Annotated in this window: 18 protein-coding genes and 2 tRNA genes; 15 read left to right on the top strand and 5 right to left on the bottom strand. The window is 60.2% G+C overall.

Annotation, left to right across the window (positions count from 1 at the left end; all coding sequences use genetic code 11):
• Together AB6804_RS03330 and AB6804_RS03325 are read right to left on the bottom strand one after the other, a co-directional pair.
• Window positions 1–72, bottom strand: a tRNA-Arg gene (locus AB6804_RS03330).
• A gap of 86 nt (window positions 73–158) precedes the next feature.
• Window positions 159–235: transfer RNA gene (locus AB6804_RS03325), tRNA-Arg, on the bottom strand.
• Window positions 236–423: 188 nt separating this feature from the next.
• Here AB6804_RS03325 and greB point away from each other — a divergent pair.
• The gene (greB, locus tag AB6804_RS03320; protein ID WP_370885215.1) at window positions 424–975 is read left to right on the top strand and encodes a transcription elongation factor GreB; all 552 of its coding nucleotides are present in this window, start codon (window positions 424–426) and stop codon (window positions 973–975) included.
• 76 nt (window positions 976–1,051) lie between these two features.
• Here greB and AB6804_RS03315 read toward each other — a convergent pair whose 3' ends face one another.
• Window positions 1,052–2,206 carry a porin gene (locus AB6804_RS03315; protein WP_370885214.1) on the bottom strand — a complete coding sequence of 385 codons (1,155 nt, stop codon included), beginning with the start codon at window positions 2,204–2,206 and terminating at the stop codon, window positions 1,052–1,054.
• A gap of 1,375 nt (window positions 2,207–3,581) precedes the next feature.
• On the opposite strand from AB6804_RS03315, the gene AB6804_RS03310 reads away from it, so the two are divergent.
• Entirely contained in the window at window positions 3,582–4,727 is a 1,146-nt protein-coding gene (locus AB6804_RS03310; RefSeq protein WP_370885213.1) for an exonuclease domain-containing protein, read from the top strand.
• A 20-nt stretch (window positions 4,728–4,747) separates the two neighbouring features.
• Here the strand turns inward: AB6804_RS03310 and AB6804_RS03305 are convergent, their stop codons facing one another.
• Complete coding sequence (locus AB6804_RS03305; RefSeq protein ID WP_370885212.1) at window positions 4,748–5,350, bottom strand: chorismate mutase; 603 nt, start codon at window positions 5,348–5,350, stop codon at window positions 4,748–4,750.
• A 210-nt stretch (window positions 5,351–5,560) separates the two neighbouring features.
• Complete coding sequence (locus AB6804_RS03300; RefSeq protein ID WP_035960616.1) at window positions 5,561–5,710, bottom strand: hypothetical protein; 150 nt, start codon at window positions 5,708–5,710, stop codon at window positions 5,561–5,563.
• Between the two features lie 816 nt (window positions 5,711–6,526).
• Here AB6804_RS03300 and AB6804_RS03295 point away from each other — a divergent pair.
• From AB6804_RS03295 to AB6804_RS03235, 13 genes are all read left to right on the top strand, one after another.
• Window positions 6,527–7,861 carry a tyrosine-type recombinase/integrase gene (locus AB6804_RS03295; RefSeq protein ID WP_370885211.1) on the top strand — a complete coding sequence of 445 codons (1,335 nt, stop codon included), beginning with the start codon at window positions 6,527–6,529 and terminating at the stop codon, window positions 7,859–7,861.
• A gap of 77 nt (window positions 7,862–7,938) precedes the next feature.
• On the top strand, window positions 7,939–8,229 hold the full coding sequence (locus AB6804_RS03290; protein ID WP_370885210.1) for a hypothetical protein: 291 nt from the start codon (window positions 7,939–7,941) through the stop codon (window positions 8,227–8,229).
• 113 nt (window positions 8,230–8,342) lie between these two features.
• Entirely contained in the window at window positions 8,343–9,110 is a 768-nt protein-coding gene (locus AB6804_RS03285) for a hypothetical protein (RefSeq protein WP_370885209.1), read from the top strand.
• 173 nt (window positions 9,111–9,283) lie between these two features.
• Complete coding sequence (locus AB6804_RS03280) at window positions 9,284–9,493, top strand: DNA-binding protein (RefSeq protein ID WP_370885208.1); 210 nt, start codon at window positions 9,284–9,286, stop codon at window positions 9,491–9,493.
• Window positions 9,486–9,800, top strand: a complete 315-nt coding sequence (locus AB6804_RS03275) for a hypothetical protein (RefSeq protein WP_370885207.1) — start codon at window positions 9,486–9,488, stop codon at window positions 9,798–9,800. The genes AB6804_RS03280 and AB6804_RS03275 overlap by 8 nt, the downstream gene beginning before the upstream one ends.
• The gene (locus AB6804_RS03270) at window positions 9,797–10,693 is read left to right on the top strand and encodes a helix-turn-helix domain-containing protein (protein ID WP_370885206.1); all 897 of its coding nucleotides are present in this window, start codon (window positions 9,797–9,799) and stop codon (window positions 10,691–10,693) included. The genes AB6804_RS03275 and AB6804_RS03270 overlap by 4 nt, the downstream gene beginning before the upstream one ends.
• Window positions 10,665–11,381: a hypothetical protein gene (locus AB6804_RS03265; protein WP_370885423.1), complete on the top strand. Its 717-nt coding sequence runs from the start codon at window positions 10,665–10,667 to the stop codon at window positions 11,379–11,381. The genes AB6804_RS03270 and AB6804_RS03265 overlap by 29 nt, the downstream gene beginning before the upstream one ends.
• Window positions 11,382–11,541: 160 nt before the next feature.
• Window positions 11,542–11,742: a hypothetical protein gene (locus AB6804_RS03260; protein WP_370885205.1), complete on the top strand. Its 201-nt coding sequence runs from the start codon at window positions 11,542–11,544 to the stop codon at window positions 11,740–11,742.
• Window positions 11,739–12,161 (top strand): phage antirepressor KilAC domain-containing protein, encoded by a 423-nt coding sequence (locus AB6804_RS03255; protein ID WP_370885204.1) that lies wholly within the window; start codon window positions 11,739–11,741, stop codon window positions 12,159–12,161. Before AB6804_RS03260 ends, AB6804_RS03255 begins: the two co-directional genes overlap by 4 nt.
• Window positions 12,162–12,379: 218 nt before the next feature.
• Complete coding sequence (locus tag AB6804_RS03250) at window positions 12,380–12,949, top strand: hypothetical protein (protein WP_370885203.1); 570 nt, start codon at window positions 12,380–12,382, stop codon at window positions 12,947–12,949.
• 284 nt (window positions 12,950–13,233) lie between these two features.
• On the top strand, window positions 13,234–13,464 hold the full coding sequence (locus tag AB6804_RS03245) for a hypothetical protein (RefSeq protein ID WP_370885202.1): 231 nt from the start codon (window positions 13,234–13,236) through the stop codon (window positions 13,462–13,464).
• Between the two features lie 352 nt (window positions 13,465–13,816).
• On the top strand, window positions 13,817–14,440 hold the full coding sequence (locus AB6804_RS03240; protein WP_370885201.1) for a hypothetical protein: 624 nt from the start codon (window positions 13,817–13,819) through the stop codon (window positions 14,438–14,440).
• A 431-nt stretch (window positions 14,441–14,871) separates the two neighbouring features.
• Complete coding sequence (locus tag AB6804_RS03235; protein WP_370885200.1) at window positions 14,872–15,633, top strand: helix-turn-helix transcriptional regulator; 762 nt, start codon at window positions 14,872–14,874, stop codon at window positions 15,631–15,633.
• Window positions 15,634–15,635: the final 2 nt, after the last annotated feature.

Here is a 15,635-nt window from a genome sequence, read left to right as displayed (position 1 = left end):
CGGCTGGCAGGATTCGAACCCACGACCCCTTGGTTCGTAGCCAAGTACTCTATCCAACTGAGCTACAGCCGCACGCAAAACGGCACTGCTATATTACTTCCATGCGCTTTTGGTTAAGCGCTCGATGCCTTCGCTCGAAACGAAAACACCGGAATGAGTGGCGCGGCTGGCAGGATTCGAACCCACGACCCCTTGGTTCGTAGCCAAGTACTCTATCCAACTGAGCTACAGCCGCACGCAGAAGCGGAATTATAGCGAAGCCGTTTTCAAAAAGGAAGCGTTTTCGACCGGAAAATCGCTGCTGCCTCTTCATTCAGGCGCTGTCCTTCCAGCCTTCGGACGAGCGTCACCGCGCCCGCTTCTTGCGACGTGGTAACTTGATGGTCTGAATCCAACTGCGCCACCCTGAGACCGGTTTGCACGATGAACAAGGCATTTGTCAAAGAATCCGACGAGAGCGACGACGACCTCGAACTCAACCAGCCCGATGTCCCGGCCGGCTCGAAGAACTACATCACGCCAGCAGGCCATGAGAGGCTGCGAAGCGAGTTGCTGCAACTTCTCGATAACGATCGTCCCGAAGTGGTCAAGCTCGTGTCCTGGGCGGCGTCCAACGGCGATCGCTCGGAGAACGGCGACTACATCTACGGCAAGCGGCGTCTGCGCGAAATCGACCGGCGCATCCGCTTTCTGACCAAGCGGCTGGATCTTGCCGAAGTCGTGGATGCGCGCAAGCAGGAGAACGTCGATCAGGTGTTTTTCGGCGCGACAGTCGATTACGCGGGCGACGACGGCATCGTGCAAACCGTGACGATCGTCGGTATCGACGAGGTCGATCTCGATCGCGGCCACGTCAGCTGGATCTCGCCGGTCGCGCGTGCGCTACTGAAGGCGAAGATCGGCGATACGGTGCCGCTGCACACGCCGGCGGGCGTTCAGCAGATCGACATCCTCGACGTGCGTTATCCGCGCTGATCAGCCGGGGAAGGGCAGGACGAAAAAAAAGCCGCTCCGAAGAGCGGCTTTTTCACAACTGTGCTGCGGATACGGCTTAGAAGCGGTGACGAACGCCAACCGTTGCCGAAACCTGGTTCGACGACGACGACATACCGACGCCGTTGATCGTCGCGCCCAGATCCGAACCGTCGAGGCCGGTCACGTGCTGGTATTCGCCCTGCAGGTACACGTCGGTACGCTTCGACAGCGCGTATGCCGTTTGCAGGTCGACCTGATGCCACTTCGGTGCGATACCGTTGATGCGGCTGTTCGTGTACGTGTAGTTCGCAGCCAGCGACATAGCCGGCGTCAGGTTGTAACGGCCGTTGACTTCATAGTTCGTGAAGCGAACGTGACCGTTCGTCAGCGCGAACGGGCCTGCGCCTTGCGTGCCGGTGTTGGTGATGCCGCTTGCGTTGTCCAGCATCGTCTGCGTGAACACGAAGCCGACCGTCGCCGGGCCGAACGCGTAGTTGATGCCGCCGCCGAAGATGCGCTGACGGCCAGCCACGAACGGCGTGTTGTCGCCGGTGACTGCGCCAGCGGCGTTCGCCGAGCCGACGTTGTTCAGTTGCATGTACGCGCCAGCGATGTTCAACGGACCGTAGTTGTACGACACGCCTGCGCTGTAAGCGCGGTTATCCGCGAAACCGCCTGCTTCGTTCGAGAAGCCGTACATCGCGCCGAACTTGAAGCCAGCGTAGTTCGCGCTCGTGTACTTGACCGAGTTGTTGACGCGGAACGTGTTGTCCAGGTTGTCGTTGTCGAACGGGTGGGCGAACTGCGTGCCGCCGTATTGCGTGCCCGTCAGAGCCAGAGGCCCGAGGAAGTCGACCACGGAGTCATACTGACGGCCGAGGGTCACGGCGCCGAACTGGTTGCTCGACAGACCGACGAATGCCTGACGGCCGAACTCACGACCACCTTGGCCGTTCGTGCCGTTCATGATGTTGAAGCCGTTCTCCAACGTGAAGATCGCCTTCAGGCCGCCACCGAGGTCTTCCGAACCACGCAGGCCCCAACGGCTGCCGTTGACCGAGCCGCTCGTCGCCTTCCAGTTGCTGTGGCCAGGGCCGCCGACCGTCGTCACCTGGTTGTTCGTGTAGGTGATGCCCGCATCGATCAGGCCGTACAGCGTGACGCTGCTTTGCGCATGGGCGGCGGTAGCGAAGACGCCCGACAGGGCGGCGACCATGAGAGTCTTTTTCATCTTTGTAACTCCGAGAGCAGATTGGGCCTAAGGGTCCCAGGCTTTGAGGAAACCTCCGTGCGACGCGCTGCGAGAGGCGCTGTCGGGGAGCAATGCGTCCGAAGGTGCGACACATTTGTTTCCGGACCAGACGAAGTGTAAAGACGGCGTTACAGATGGGGCGTTCCACTTTCCGCAATAAATCATTCTCCGATCAGCAATGATCGAATCGCGCCTGTTTTCCCTTTATTCACAACGGTTTATCGGCGAATAAAGTGGTAAAGACCAAGGTGTCAACAGAACAACGTTGCGCAACTGCTACATGTAATTAAGGCGTCGGCAATGGCAAAGTGCCGAACCGTGGATTGTTGAGATTAACGAAACAAACGTTTGTGCGTTCCGAACGTAATGCTCGATGGGGTTATCGCTATACTGCTGTTTCTGCTTTCCGAAGCAGACTTTTTCGTTGACGGAAAAGATCTCCAAACTTTGTCAGCGCGACTTCCCGGTCGCGCTTTTTTTTTGCCGGTGCGCTCGAGGGTCAAGCGGGGCGGGGCTTAAGCGGGCGGCGGCTTGTAGCGAACAATCGCGCAAGAGGCAGCTTGCCTTATAGTCCGCGCGAAATGGTTACCTATGATTCGAAGTAAGCGGCAAGTTCTGCCAAAATGTTCCGAGACCCGAGGAGTTATTTGCACGGAGAATTGTCTTCGCTGGTGAGAATAGCAAGAGGCGGGAGAATGGGTTAATGAAGTTACTGAGCGCTTCAGGTCCGAGTAAGCAATTTCGTGATTGAAGCACGGAGAAAGTTGGACGCCGAATTGATCCGAGATGCGTTTAAAAGAAGATGAGCGGTTCTGCGAATCCGAAATAAAAAATCGTCGTCGATATTAAGAAAAACAATGGACGATAAACCCCGGCGAACGTTTAATTTTTTATTAACGGAAAGCGGCGCTTGATTCCAAAGACGTTCGCGCAGGGAACCGCCACAGCCGCGCCTGGCTTGGTGGGCGCAGCGTCCTGCGGGCTAGCCAGCGTGGCTGAGGAAGGCGCGGCGGCGGCGTTGGGTCAAGTTCGCGCGAATGCCGCGCGCCATATATCACACCGAAATTGACGACAAAAAAGATTCGATGCGACGCTAACGTTTTTCTACGATCGGGTTATCCGCAATTGCCCGTCATTCGAATCTTGGTTCAATGAAGTTGAATCCCGAAAACCGCGTTCGCCCGCATCGTAAATCGGTGTAACTACCAATCAATAAAAATCTTATCCGCCGACACCGCATTTTTACCGACGCCAACGCGCTCAAGCCCGCCGCCGCGTCCAAAACCCCGTACGTTAGAATGCACAATCTGATCGCCCTCATGATCGCCCTCTCTCCCTGACCCGCCGTCCCACGATGCGCCCCGATTTCTTGCCTGAATCCGCACTGCCCGCCGAACCCGTCGTCTTTGTCGATCTCGAGACGACTGGCGGCACCTTCGGCGTCGACCGCGTCACCGAAATTGGTATCGTCGAGGCGGGGCCGCAAGGCGTGTCGCAATGGACAACGCTCGTCAATCCGGGCAGGCCGATTCCCGCGTTCGTCCGCCAGTTGACCGGCATCGACGATTCGATGGTCCGCGACGCGCCCACGTTCGAGCAACTCGCTTCGGACCTGATGGAGCGGATGAGCGGGCGGCTCTTCGTCGCGCACAACGCGCACTTCGATCACGGATTCCTGAAGGGCGAGTTCAGGCGTATCGGCATGCGCTTCTCGCCCGACGTGCTCTGTACCGTGCAGCTTTCCCGCGCGATCTATCCGCAAGAAGCGCGGCATGGCCTCGATGCGCTCGTCGAACGTCATGCGCTGTTGCCTTCGGCGCGGCATCGCGCGCTCGCGGACGCCGATCTGCTCTGGCAGTTCTGGCAGCATCTCCATGGCGCGCATCCGTCTGACGTGCTGCGCGCGCATATGGAGCGCGTCACGCGCCGGTTCCAGCTTGCCGCGCATATCGACGAAGACACAATCGAGCGCATCCCGGCGGGCTGCGGCGTTTATACGTTCTATGGCGACGACGATCTGCCGCTCTATGTCGGCCGTAGCGTGCGATTGCGCCAGCGGGTGCGGTCGCATCTGACGGGGCCGCGCCGGTCGGCGAAGGATCTGCGGCTCGCCGCGCTCGTGCGGCGTGTCGAATGGAAGGCGACCGGCGGCGAGATCGGCGCGATGCTTGCCGAAGCGCACATGGTCGCGACGCTTCGTCCGTCGCTGAATCGCGTGTCGAAGTCACGTGGCGGGGAAGCGCGCGGTGCGCCGTGGCTGCATGCCGGGGCGATAGCCATCGAGGAGCGCGACGCGTCGACGGGTGAGCCTGCGTGGCATGTCGTCGACAACTGGCAGTATCTCGGGACGGCCGGCACGTTGACCGAAGCGCGGACGTTATGCACGTCCGCCAAGCCCTATGCGTTCGACCTGGCGACTTATCGGATTCTCGCCGAGCGCCTTTCGCGGGGACTGGCGATCACGCCGCTCGCGCTAGATGCGCTCGTCAGCGCAACGTGACGCGATCGGACGCGCCGGATTCAACCCACGGCGCCCACACCGCCGCCCGCGCAAACATGCGACAGGGCGCGCGAAAGCGGCGCGTTCATCGACGATTCATAGCGTGTCAGATGCTTCCAGCGCGCGACGCTGTCGGCCAGGCGGAGCGGGCAGTCGTCGGCGTGACGGATCGGCTCGACGCGCGCCAGTGCGCTCAGCAGCGAGCGCGTAAGCTGGTCCAGTTTCGGCCGTGTATCCTTGGCGAGATCGGGCGGCGTGCCTTCAGGAGCGGCCCGCACGGCGCGCCAGCTGGCGAAGAGGGCGTTCTGCACGTCCTTGCTGGCGTCGATCTGATCGCGGAAGAACTGCTGCGCGAACTCCGGGTCCACTTCCGCCACGCGTGCCCGCTGTTCGACCTGTTTCAATAACGCGGCCTCGCGGGGTTCGTCGGTGATCGGCTCGTGGTTCGCCCATTTCCAACGCGCGACCGGTTCGGCCAAAGCGAGCCGTTGCGAAACCAGTGCGATGAGATTGGTGAACGCGGTGTCGTCGCCGTCGGCGTGCGCCGGGCTGGCGAGGGCGAGGAATAGCGCCGAAGCGGCGGTAATCGCGTGGAGCGGGCGAAGAAGGGAAGGTCGGCGCATCGGTCGTGGGCGGAAGCTGACGAAAGCGCCAGCATAGCGCAGCGACTTCAGCCGGCGGGACGGATGCGCGCCGGGCAGCGATGCTCGACGATGTTCGAGCGCGCGCGACGCCCCTCGGCGTCGAGCCATATGCGGACTGCGTAGTCCGGGTGCGCCTTGCGCACGGGCGTCGCGATCACGTCGACGAGGGAGCGATGAGACCCGCCGCCCTTAGTTCGACGACGCCATCTTGCGCTGTTCGTCGAAGAACGCGCGCACGTGCGCGGGCAGTTCGGTCGCGAGAAACTCGACGGCCACCGGCTCCGGGTCCGGGGAATACACTTTGTCGGGCGTCGGGATCTTCGTCGGTTTGGCGTCCATGGTTCTCTCCTCGGGTGACATCAACTGTTGCGCTGCTAAGGATGCGGCTTTCGCGCGATCGCATCCTTACTAATCCAATACCACTTCCTTCTCTTTATGCGTTATCGGATCGTCGCAGCCTGACTTGAGCGGCGCGTTGGATCCGGCACGATCGTTCTTGAGTCCTTCGGTAATTTGCGCTGGTTGCTTAATCGAAGGACCGGCGTGTCCCAGCAAAAACTTCGCATTGCCTAATGGATGGGAGCGCTCGCGAAGCCGCGTAGCGTCTGACTGTGCGGCCGAAGCGCCTATCTCACGCTGTCGACTTTAGCCTTCCCTCTATAGGTATAACGATACCGGGAAACCATCGTTGACGCCTCATGCTGCGGAGCGGAAATTGACTCGCCGTTGTATGAAACCGCACATAAGGAGCGAATTAGCGAGCGCGGTTGAGCAGAGGCGAAACGAAACCGCGAGAAGGGCGCGATCGACGCTTCATTCGACCAGCCGCTGTGTGCGCGACGAAAGCCTTCGCTGACGACACACCGACAGCCCAAAGCAAAAACCCGCGTCACTTGCGTGAACGCGGGTTTTTGTTTGATGCTGAATCTTGATGGTGCCGGAAAGAGGAATCGAACCCCCGACCTTCGCATTACGAATGCGCAAAAGCTTACATTTACCTTCGTTGATTGTTCGGCGGCAGCATTCGAAAAAATCATAAAATTCAATAGTATGCGCTCACGATTGAACTAGGGGCATTGACGCATATTGACGGTTTGCCATACGATACGGTTACACAGCGGTTACACGAAGCCGCGTGCAACGGAGCGGCGGAGCGTGGCAAAGGTCAACTTCACGGCGGTTCGGGTCGCCAGCTTTAAATGCCCCGACGGCAAGTCGCAGGCATTCTTGTGGGATGGCAAGTCGCCGGGACTGGGTTTGCGCGCGACGGCGGCGGGAGCCCGGTCATATATTTTCCAGGCCAAATTCCACAGCCAGACGATTCGCGTGACTATTGGCGACGCTAGAACTTGGAGTATCGATGAAGCCCAAGAGCGTGCGCGAACGCTGCACATCATGGTCGATAGCGGCATCGACCCTCGCGAACACGCTGCCGAACAACGCGCTGCCCACGAAGTGCGTCAGGCTGAGGTCCGTCGACAAGAGGCGACCGTCGGCGATGCATGGAGCATCTACCTTAAATACTTGGGCTCAGCGATTTCTCCGAAAACGAAGAAGCCGCGTTCGTCCCGTTATCTCGCCGACCACAGAGCACTTGCCGCGCCCGGCGGTACACCCGTCAAACGCGGAAAGGGCAAAACCGTGCGCGGGCCGCTCGCGCCGCTTATGTGCCTGAAGCTGTCCGACCTGACAGCGGAACGCGTAGCCTCTTGGCTGGAAGTCGAGTCGGCAGAGCGTCCGACCAATGCTGCGCATGCATACCGCTTGCTTAAGGCCTTCATCCGTTGGAGCGCCGGGCATGACGATTTTTCCGGCATCGTTGGTTCGGATGCGTGGCAGTCGTCAAAGGTGACGGGGCTTGTGCCGCAGAGCAAGGCGAAGCAGGGCGGCACTTTACAGCGAGAGCAATTACCCGCATGGTTCAAAGCCGTCCGCGAACTGGACAACCCCGTTGCGAGTGCCTATCTGCAAGCCACGCTGCTTTGTGGCGCGCGCCGCGAAGAGATGGCCGCGCTGAAATGGGCGGACGTGGACTTCGTTTGGAAGTCGCTTCACCTGAGCGACAAGGTAGAGACGCAAACCGGGCGTGACATACCCCTGCCGCCCTATCTTTCCGCTCTGCTCGCGGCGCTGCCGCGTCGGAACGAATGGGTGTTTTCGTCGCTCACGTCGGAAGACGGCAAGATTGCCGAACCCCGCTTCTCTCACAATCGCGCGCTGGCAGCGGCAGGATTGCCGCACCTGACGATTCACGACCTGCGCCGCAGTTTTGGAACGCTGTCCGAATGGGTTGAATGCCCAATAGGCATCGTCGCGCAGATTCAAGGCCATAAGCCGTCCGCGCTTGCCGAGAAGCACTATCGCCGCCGCCCGCTGGATTTGCTTCGGATGTGGCACGCGAGAATCGAAGCGTGGATGCTTGAACAGGCTGCTATCGAATTCGCTCCACCTCAAGCCGAGCGGGGCCTGAAAGTCGTAACCGCCGCCTGACGGTAGGCAAAGCGACGGCGCGGGAGCACGAACACAACGCACCGCCTAACCGCAATCCAAAAATAAGGACTTGAACCATGGCTACGTTCGATTTTAACTCCCTGCCGACCGACCTGAAGGAACGCCGCGCGGCGCTCTTTAACTTCGCGCTCCCACGCCTCGACAGCATTGGCGAAGATGCGACGCAAATCAACGCCATCGCGATCGCTGGCTCTCAGCACACGGAGGAAGACGTCGCTCGTGGCCGCGACGGCGATGCCGTAGCGAAAGGACTCTTCGATTCGATTGGCCGCTTCTCGGGCGATGCCGCCGCCATTCAAGAGCTTCGCGCTGCGATTGCCGCCTTGCGCGACGGGTTCACTGAATAGCATCTACACGGCGCGGCGCGACGAGTGTCCCATGCGCGCCGACGCCGTATGTCACTTCGACTTCCATGAAGACCGTACTTTCAATCCAAGACTTGGGCTGCGCGGCGGAGCTTATGAATGACTTCGCCCGTCGTCACGCCCTGCCAGCCGCGTTCGACCGCCAATATTTCTTGTCGCGTGCGGAGCGCGGCATCATGCATCCGGTCGTGCGCCTCCCTGCTAATTTCCACTACGACAGAATCGACCATCGCAAATGCGAGCCGCAGCTTTTTCCGGCCCATGCAGACCAGTTCTACTTGCATGCCTCGGTCGCGCACGACCTGATTTCTGCCGCAGGTGCGCCGGTTCATCTGACCCATCTACTAGCGGTCAAAAAGGAGGGCATCGTTACGTTCGGCGCTGCCGAGCCTTTTATCGATATCCAAGTCAGCGACCTGCGCCTCACGAGTGACCAACTCCAATGGCTGGCGCGCAAGCTTCTCTTCGAACACGAAAAGACCTCTAGCCAAGTGGCAGAAGCGCAACCCGTCGACGCCGCCGACGCGACGGCTGCCACGCACGCCGCGCCGCGGCCCAATGTTGAAGGCGCGCGCACACCAGACAATGAACCCACGCTGTCCTTCGCCAGCGCACCGCATACCGATGCCGGTCTGTCGAAGCGTGAGCGACAGATTCGAGCTATTGAGGCGGAGGCGGATAGGCTTGGGTTCCAGCGTTTGTGCGTTATCAAGGGGGGAAAGAAGGTGATTCAAGCTAGTTGCAAAGAGAAACACGTCGCCCTCTTCGGGGCTGGCGACGACCCATTCATTGATGCGTGGAAAGACGCGGTAAAACAGGGACGAATGAGAACCAAACACCACGACGACTACGCAGGCAAGTAGTACGGGAAAATCACCCCACTTACACCTCTTGCGACCCCACTAGCACCCCACTCCAAAGTATCAACGCCGAGACACATAGCCGAACACGGCGAAGCATCAGGCGTTGATACCGGATATCGGCACGTTTTCAACGCTTTGAGCCTCGCCGGACTAGGCGAAATTGAGCGTTGAAAATGAACCTTCAAACCGCGCTGCCCCGCGCCGCCCTCCCGGAAGTCCTTCCGACCGACGAGGCCGCTGCCGCAATCAATCGCAAGCCGCAGACGCTCCGCAAATGGGCTTGCCTCGAAAATGGCCCGATTCGTCCCGTCCGCATCAATGGCCGTTTGGCTTGGAAGGTTTCCGACCTGCAAGCGCTGTTGAACGGAGGTGCTAATGGCTAAGCGCCGCAATCCCGACGACCGCCAAGCCGAAATGTTTGGTAATCCCGCCGCTTCTGCAATCTGGCCGAGCCCGCACACGGTGACGTCCGTACTTCTCACCCTACTGCTGCGCGGCGAACGCGTCGCCCAGCCGGACTTCAAAACCTCCTGGCGTCTGGCCGCTGAAGCTCACCGCCTGCGCGACCTTGGCTGGCCTGTGATTTCGGAGCAGATTCCGTACACGGGCACGAAACGCAAGATTGCACGCTATCGCTTGTCGCCTGCTGCCATCGCGGCGGCGCGTGCCGCGCAGGGAGGTTCGCTGTGAGCGTGAAGGTAATGTCCGCTGTCTGGGAGAACTATCCGGTCGGCGGCGGTGAGCTTGTTCTCGCGCTCGCTCTCGCTGACCACGCGCATGACGACGGCACTCATATCTGGCCGAAGGTCGCGACGCTCGCAAAGAAGACGCGCCAATCCGAGCGCACGGTTCAATACCAGCTTCGCAAGATGGAATCCGACGGTTTCATCACGCTTGTCAATCAAGGCAAAGGTGGCCGCAATCTGTCGCGCGAATACGCCATCAACATGGAGCACATAAACGGTGCAAATGCTGCACCCGTAGACGACGTTAAGGAGCCGTCCGCAAACGGTGAAACTTTTGCATCCTTTTTGCCGGGAAAGGGTGCTAACGACAACGCGCAAGGGTGCAATCCGCAGCAGGAAACGGTGCAATTTGCGGCACAAAAGGGTGCAGCAGCTATTGCACCCGCATATAACCGTCAAACAACCATCAAGGAACCGTCAAACAACCATAAGGCGAAGCCGCCCAAGAGCGATGAAACCAGCAAAGCGTTCGTCGGCGTCGACGAGATCGTTGCTGAAGGCGTGGAGCGCCAGCACGCAGTCGACTGGCTGGCGGTGCGCAAGGCAAAGAGCAAGCCGCTCACTCTCAGCGCGTGGACGGCTACCAAGCGTGAAGCCGCCAAGGCGGGACTAACTGTCGCGCAGGCCGTGCAGACCCTCGCTGAATCCGGATGGATTGGCTTCAAAGCCGACTACGTCGCGAAGGACGCGCGCGCTGTACCTGCACAAACGCCGACTTGCAACATGTCCCCGCGCGACGCTTCCCGCGCAGCAGCAGCAAACTCCATCGGACTCGGAACCCCGAACTATGACAACGAACTCTTCACTATTGACGCAGACTTCCAGCGCATTGGCTAACCCGATGGACTGGCTCTTCGGTCAATTGCACGGAATGTTCGGCAACAAGCTGCTCGACGGCTTCCGCAGCGGTCACGTCATCGACGGCAAAGACACAGGTGTCGAGAACATGAAAGCAATTTGGGCGGAAAAGATTCGCGCCAACGGCTTGAAGTTCGCCGATGTGAAACGCGGTTTGGCTGGTGCCGAACGCCTGAAGTGGCCGCCGACGTGGGGCGAGTTCCTCGACCTGTGCAAGCCTGCTATTGACGTCGATGCCGCGTTGTACGAAGCCATCGACCAGATGCGCGCCCGTCAGCAGGGGAAAGACGAATGGTCACATCCGGCGATATTTTGGGCGGCGGCGCGCGTCGGCGAATTCGACATGCTTGGGCAGAATTTCGCGGCGCTCAAACCGCGCTTCGAGACCGCTCTTAACGCAGTGCTCAAGGGCGGCAACGTTCAGCCGGTTCCCCCGCGCGTGCCGAAGCTTCAGGCTCCCGGAGGTGCCGAATCGACGCGCGAGTTCGGACGCCAGCGCCTTGACGAGTTGGGCGCGTCCGAAATCATCAAAACCGTATCCATGGGAGGGAATCTCAACTGGGCACACCGCATCATCGCGGAAGAGAAGGCGACGGGCAAAGTTCCGCTGAACAAGCTGAACATCGCTCGTCAGGCGGTCTTTAACGTGACCGGCAAGCAGCCCTAGTCAGGGAATCGCCGAGACCGCCGGAAATCACGCACTGGCTAGCCTGAAACGAACGCGGTAAGGGGTAGGTAGCGTCAAGGGCTTCGAGGCCCGTAGAAGCCGCTTTTAAAGGCCGTAAGTGATTCATTGACTTAGGAAAACTAAACTCAGTTAGGAAAACATGAACAAAAAACAAAATGTCGTCGCCGCTGCCGTTGCAGCTACGCTTGGCGCGCTTCACGGCGCTCGTGAACTGCGCGCCGCCATCGAGCATCGTAACGCGGCGTATCACGCCGCGCCATCCGGCTCGCCGGGCGATGTGTTGGCGCGTTTGAAAGCGAATCAAGCGGTCCGCGCCGCTATTCGTGGAGCGTCGCAATGACGACGCGCCTTGAAGCCCGTGCCAAATACTGGGCGAAGCTGGTCGAGCGCGCGGGCGGAAAGGCGCTCCCCGAGGAGCGTGTGCGCGTCATCCTTGAAAAGGCCGAGCAGCGCCGCGCCGCCGCCCGAGAAGACGCGGTTCTCACCTCAAAAGCCGCCTTCGCTGGATGCCAGAGCATCACCGCCGCCGCGAAGGCGCTCGGCGTGAGCCGCACTGCCTTGTTCGAGTGGCTCGAATGTCATCGCTGGATTGAGCGCGGTCGCAACGGCAACTGGCTGCCGACGTTTTGGGCCGTTTCGCAAGGCTTCGCGGTGTCGCGCGGCCCGGCTCCGATTCAATACGCGCAAATCACGGCTGCCGGGCGGACCAAACTTGCGCGCCACCTCGACAGGCCGACGGGCAATGTGTCCACCGACTGAGGAATTTTTATACGCTGCCGCGCGCGCGTACGCGCGCAAGGTTTTCAAGGAAAGATACCGATGAAATCTCACATGAAACCGCCATGCCTGCTAACCGCCTGACTGGAACCTCTTCGGCCCGCATCCTTTCTTCGGACTGGGGCGGTCTTAGCCCGCACCTTCTTGCGCGCTTCTATCCCGTGAAACGGGTGAACGGCTCGTACGGGTGGACGCAAAGCATGGACAAGCGCACGCTCACCGCCGACGAGTCGTTCGAAAGTCGACGACGGGTGCGAGGTGCATTGCCCGATGACGGACGGCAACTTCGAAATGTCTTCAATTGGACGTCACCGTTTGAAGGCGCGGGCGCTGAATCGAAGGCCCCGTCCCTCTCGGCGATGCTCCAATCCGGGCAACTGACGCCCACCCTGCAAGCGCTTATCGACCGTTTCGGGGGCGGCGACACCGCGACCGCGCAAGGTGCACTCTCGACCATCGCAAGTGCGCAAGGTCGCACCGGCATCACGAAACTGAACTCCACGCAGACCTTCACCGGCATGCCGCCCGCGAAATTCACGGCGACGCTGCATTTCCGCGCGGTAAAAGATGCGCTTACCGAAGTGCGCGCGCCGGTTCAGCAGCTTGAAGAGTGGGCCGTTCCGCAACTGCTTGCGAACGATTCCGTCATCGCTAACGCCGTGAAGACGGGCGGCGATAACGGCGTATTTCAAACCATCTATCCGTCGGTCGTGCCGCAGATTTTGGGTCTTCGTTATGGCGACATGAACGCTGCTGCCCGTCGTCATTGAGTCGATCGGGCGACCCGTCACGAATCCGCGCACGTCGGACGGCATTCTTAACGTCATGCAGCGTTCAAGTGTCGATTTCGACGCTTGCCGCGCTCGACCGGCGCGACATTCGAGCGATGTACCTGTAACGCGGCGAGACCGGCATCGCCGAGCACGTCATATGACCTTGCTCAGGTGCCGTTCAAGCCATAGAATTAGCCCCGAAGACAGGCGTATGACCTCTAGCCCGCCCGGTGCAAGCCGCGCGGGCTTTCGCACGTTCAGCAACCGAAATGGAACGTGCCATGAGCCGAAGCCGACGCAAAATACCGTTCCTGCCGGTCACGACCGCCGAGAGTGAAGCGGAAGATAAAAGAATCTGGCATCGCCGCTATCGCCGAGCCGAGAAGCAGCGCATCAAGAAAAACCCTGACGTGGAACCGCTCAGCAAACGCCACTGTTCCGACCCGTGGAAGATGGATAAAGACGGTCATCACTATTGGGCAGACGTGACGGCAAAGATGCTTCGCAAATGACGTTGCGCTCATCGCATGTCCTGCTGTGCGTCGTGTCGAGTGGAGCAATCGAAATCCAAACCGCCCCCCCATCCGCCCGGACTGCGGCACCCTTGACACGGCCCAATGAGCACAGCGAGGTCGGCGATCAAAGTACGTCGAAATCACGTTAAACGCCGGTCTAGCAAGCGATTGCAGCAGCTTCGTCCGGACACGAGGCAATTTTCTTACACGGAGCGCGTGCGCGCGCATGCGCCCGCACGAGTACCGCTATCACCCACCATGTGTCAATTTGGCTTTGAGTTTGCCGAATAGGAATACGGTGCCCGTGGTGGGCAGAAACCGATGCGACGATGGGTGCTCTTATGCTCACATGGAAACGACCATGAACCAAACTAGCCGCGCATTTTCCGACGACTCGAAATTGAAAGACAGACTCATTGCCGCACTTCGTGACCGAGAGGTGTCGCGCGCACTGAGCAAGCTGCAAGCGCGTCATGCCGAACTGGCCCGCGTCTCGCGGGCCGCGCGTTTGTTCGATGCTGCCTGTGCCGCTGGACAAGACGGTATCGACGTTCTCGACTCGCTCAACGCGAGCATTGCGCAGGTGGACAATCTTATCTCGTCCGCCCGCGCCGCCACCCGTGCGTTCGATGCCGGACTCGCCGCCGAACGCGAAAAGGCCGGGACGGTTCCGTATCGCGTCGCCCGTGCAATTCTCGAATGCCCCGGAGAAATCGAAGGGCTTGAACGCCTTATCAAAGGCTTCGAGCAGGCCCGCGAAGCGTACATCGAGAACTTGCGCCAGAAGGGCGTGGACGCCCGTATGTTGGCCCAGCTTGAGCCGGTCCCGACGCCCGACGATCTCGCAACGTGGAAGCGCGACGTCGAAGCCAAGCGCGACCGTTACGCTCGCCTGCGCGCCTACGATGCATCGGGTCCGGCATACGACCCGGCATTGCTCGGCGATGAGCTTCTGTCGGAACTTAGCCACTAAGGCGAGGGTGCGTATGGGAAAGCATCTTTCCGTTGATCGATGGGCACTCATCGAACGCCAGTATCGGGACGGCGCAACCGCAAAGGCACTCTCCGCTGAGCACGGCGTCCCCGCGTCGACCGTCTACAAACGTGCCTCTCGCGAAGGCTGGCGGGCTGATGAGCCGGGCGACCGGACGAGCACGCTTGACCGTCTCGACCGTCTGGCGTCGCGGCTTGAGCGCGCCATACGGCATGTTGAAGGAACGCCACGCTGACGTTTCGAGTGGCGCGCGCACGGTCTAAAGCCGGTCGCGCGCCGACGAAAATATCGGTAAGATGCAAGACGGAATCGCCCATCCAGTATCGCCGAGAATTTAGGAAAACGTCATCTGTTGAAACTGATCTTCGGGCTGAGCATGGCCGCTGTGATTCACGACAACGGAACCAGCGATGCACGAACAGCCGATGATTGAGGAAAGCGCCGATCAGAAAAAGTCGATGACGGAATCGCAGCGCGCGACCTTTTTGCAAAAGCCAATGGAGCGCTGGAAGCGCAACCGCAGCAAGCCCGCCGAACTCGAAGACCTTCGCTACCGCCTGATTCAAGCGCGCGTCGCGTGCGGGCTTCTGGCAACCGAAGCGGCAAAGAAATTCGGCTACGCCAATAGCTCGCAACTCTCGCAAATCGAATCGGGTGTACGCCCGACACCTTCCGACTGGAAATTCCTCAAGCAGGCGGCAGAAGTCTACGCCGTGAGCGTCGATTGGCTTTTGGGCCTGTCGCCGTCCATGGAGCAAGACTCACGGGTCATCCGAGAGCACGCCCTGTTGCGCGGGACTGAAAACCTCATTCGCGGATTCGTTGCGCAGATGTCTTCAGCGCTCATCGAGACGGCCAAGCAAACGAATTCGACCGAAGAAGAGCTGACCCGCGTGCTTGGTGATGTCGATGATTTGGCGGCGCGCTTCGATAAGTACGCCGCGCAACCTGCGTTCGAAGACATGCCGGGCGGCGCGCCAGTTCTCGCCGCTGTCGCGCGCCTTGCAGTGGGCGTCGCGCCGTTGCGCGGGAAGCTGGGGAAACTGCGGGCGGTCGAAGCCGCTCTCGCCGAACTGAAAAGCGGAAACGCAATTTCGCCCGCGAAGTACATCGAGTTCTTCACGGAGCGCGATGAGCAGGCGGGACGTACACTGGCCGACGCGAAAGCTTGATT

The organism is Caballeronia sp. RCC_10, assembly GCF_041360715.1.
Classification (GTDB): Bacteria; Pseudomonadota; Gammaproteobacteria; order Burkholderiales; family Burkholderiaceae; genus Caballeronia; species Caballeronia grimmiae.
Note: the sequence above shows the minus strand (reverse complement) of the source record. Positions and strands in the feature narration are given on the sequence as shown.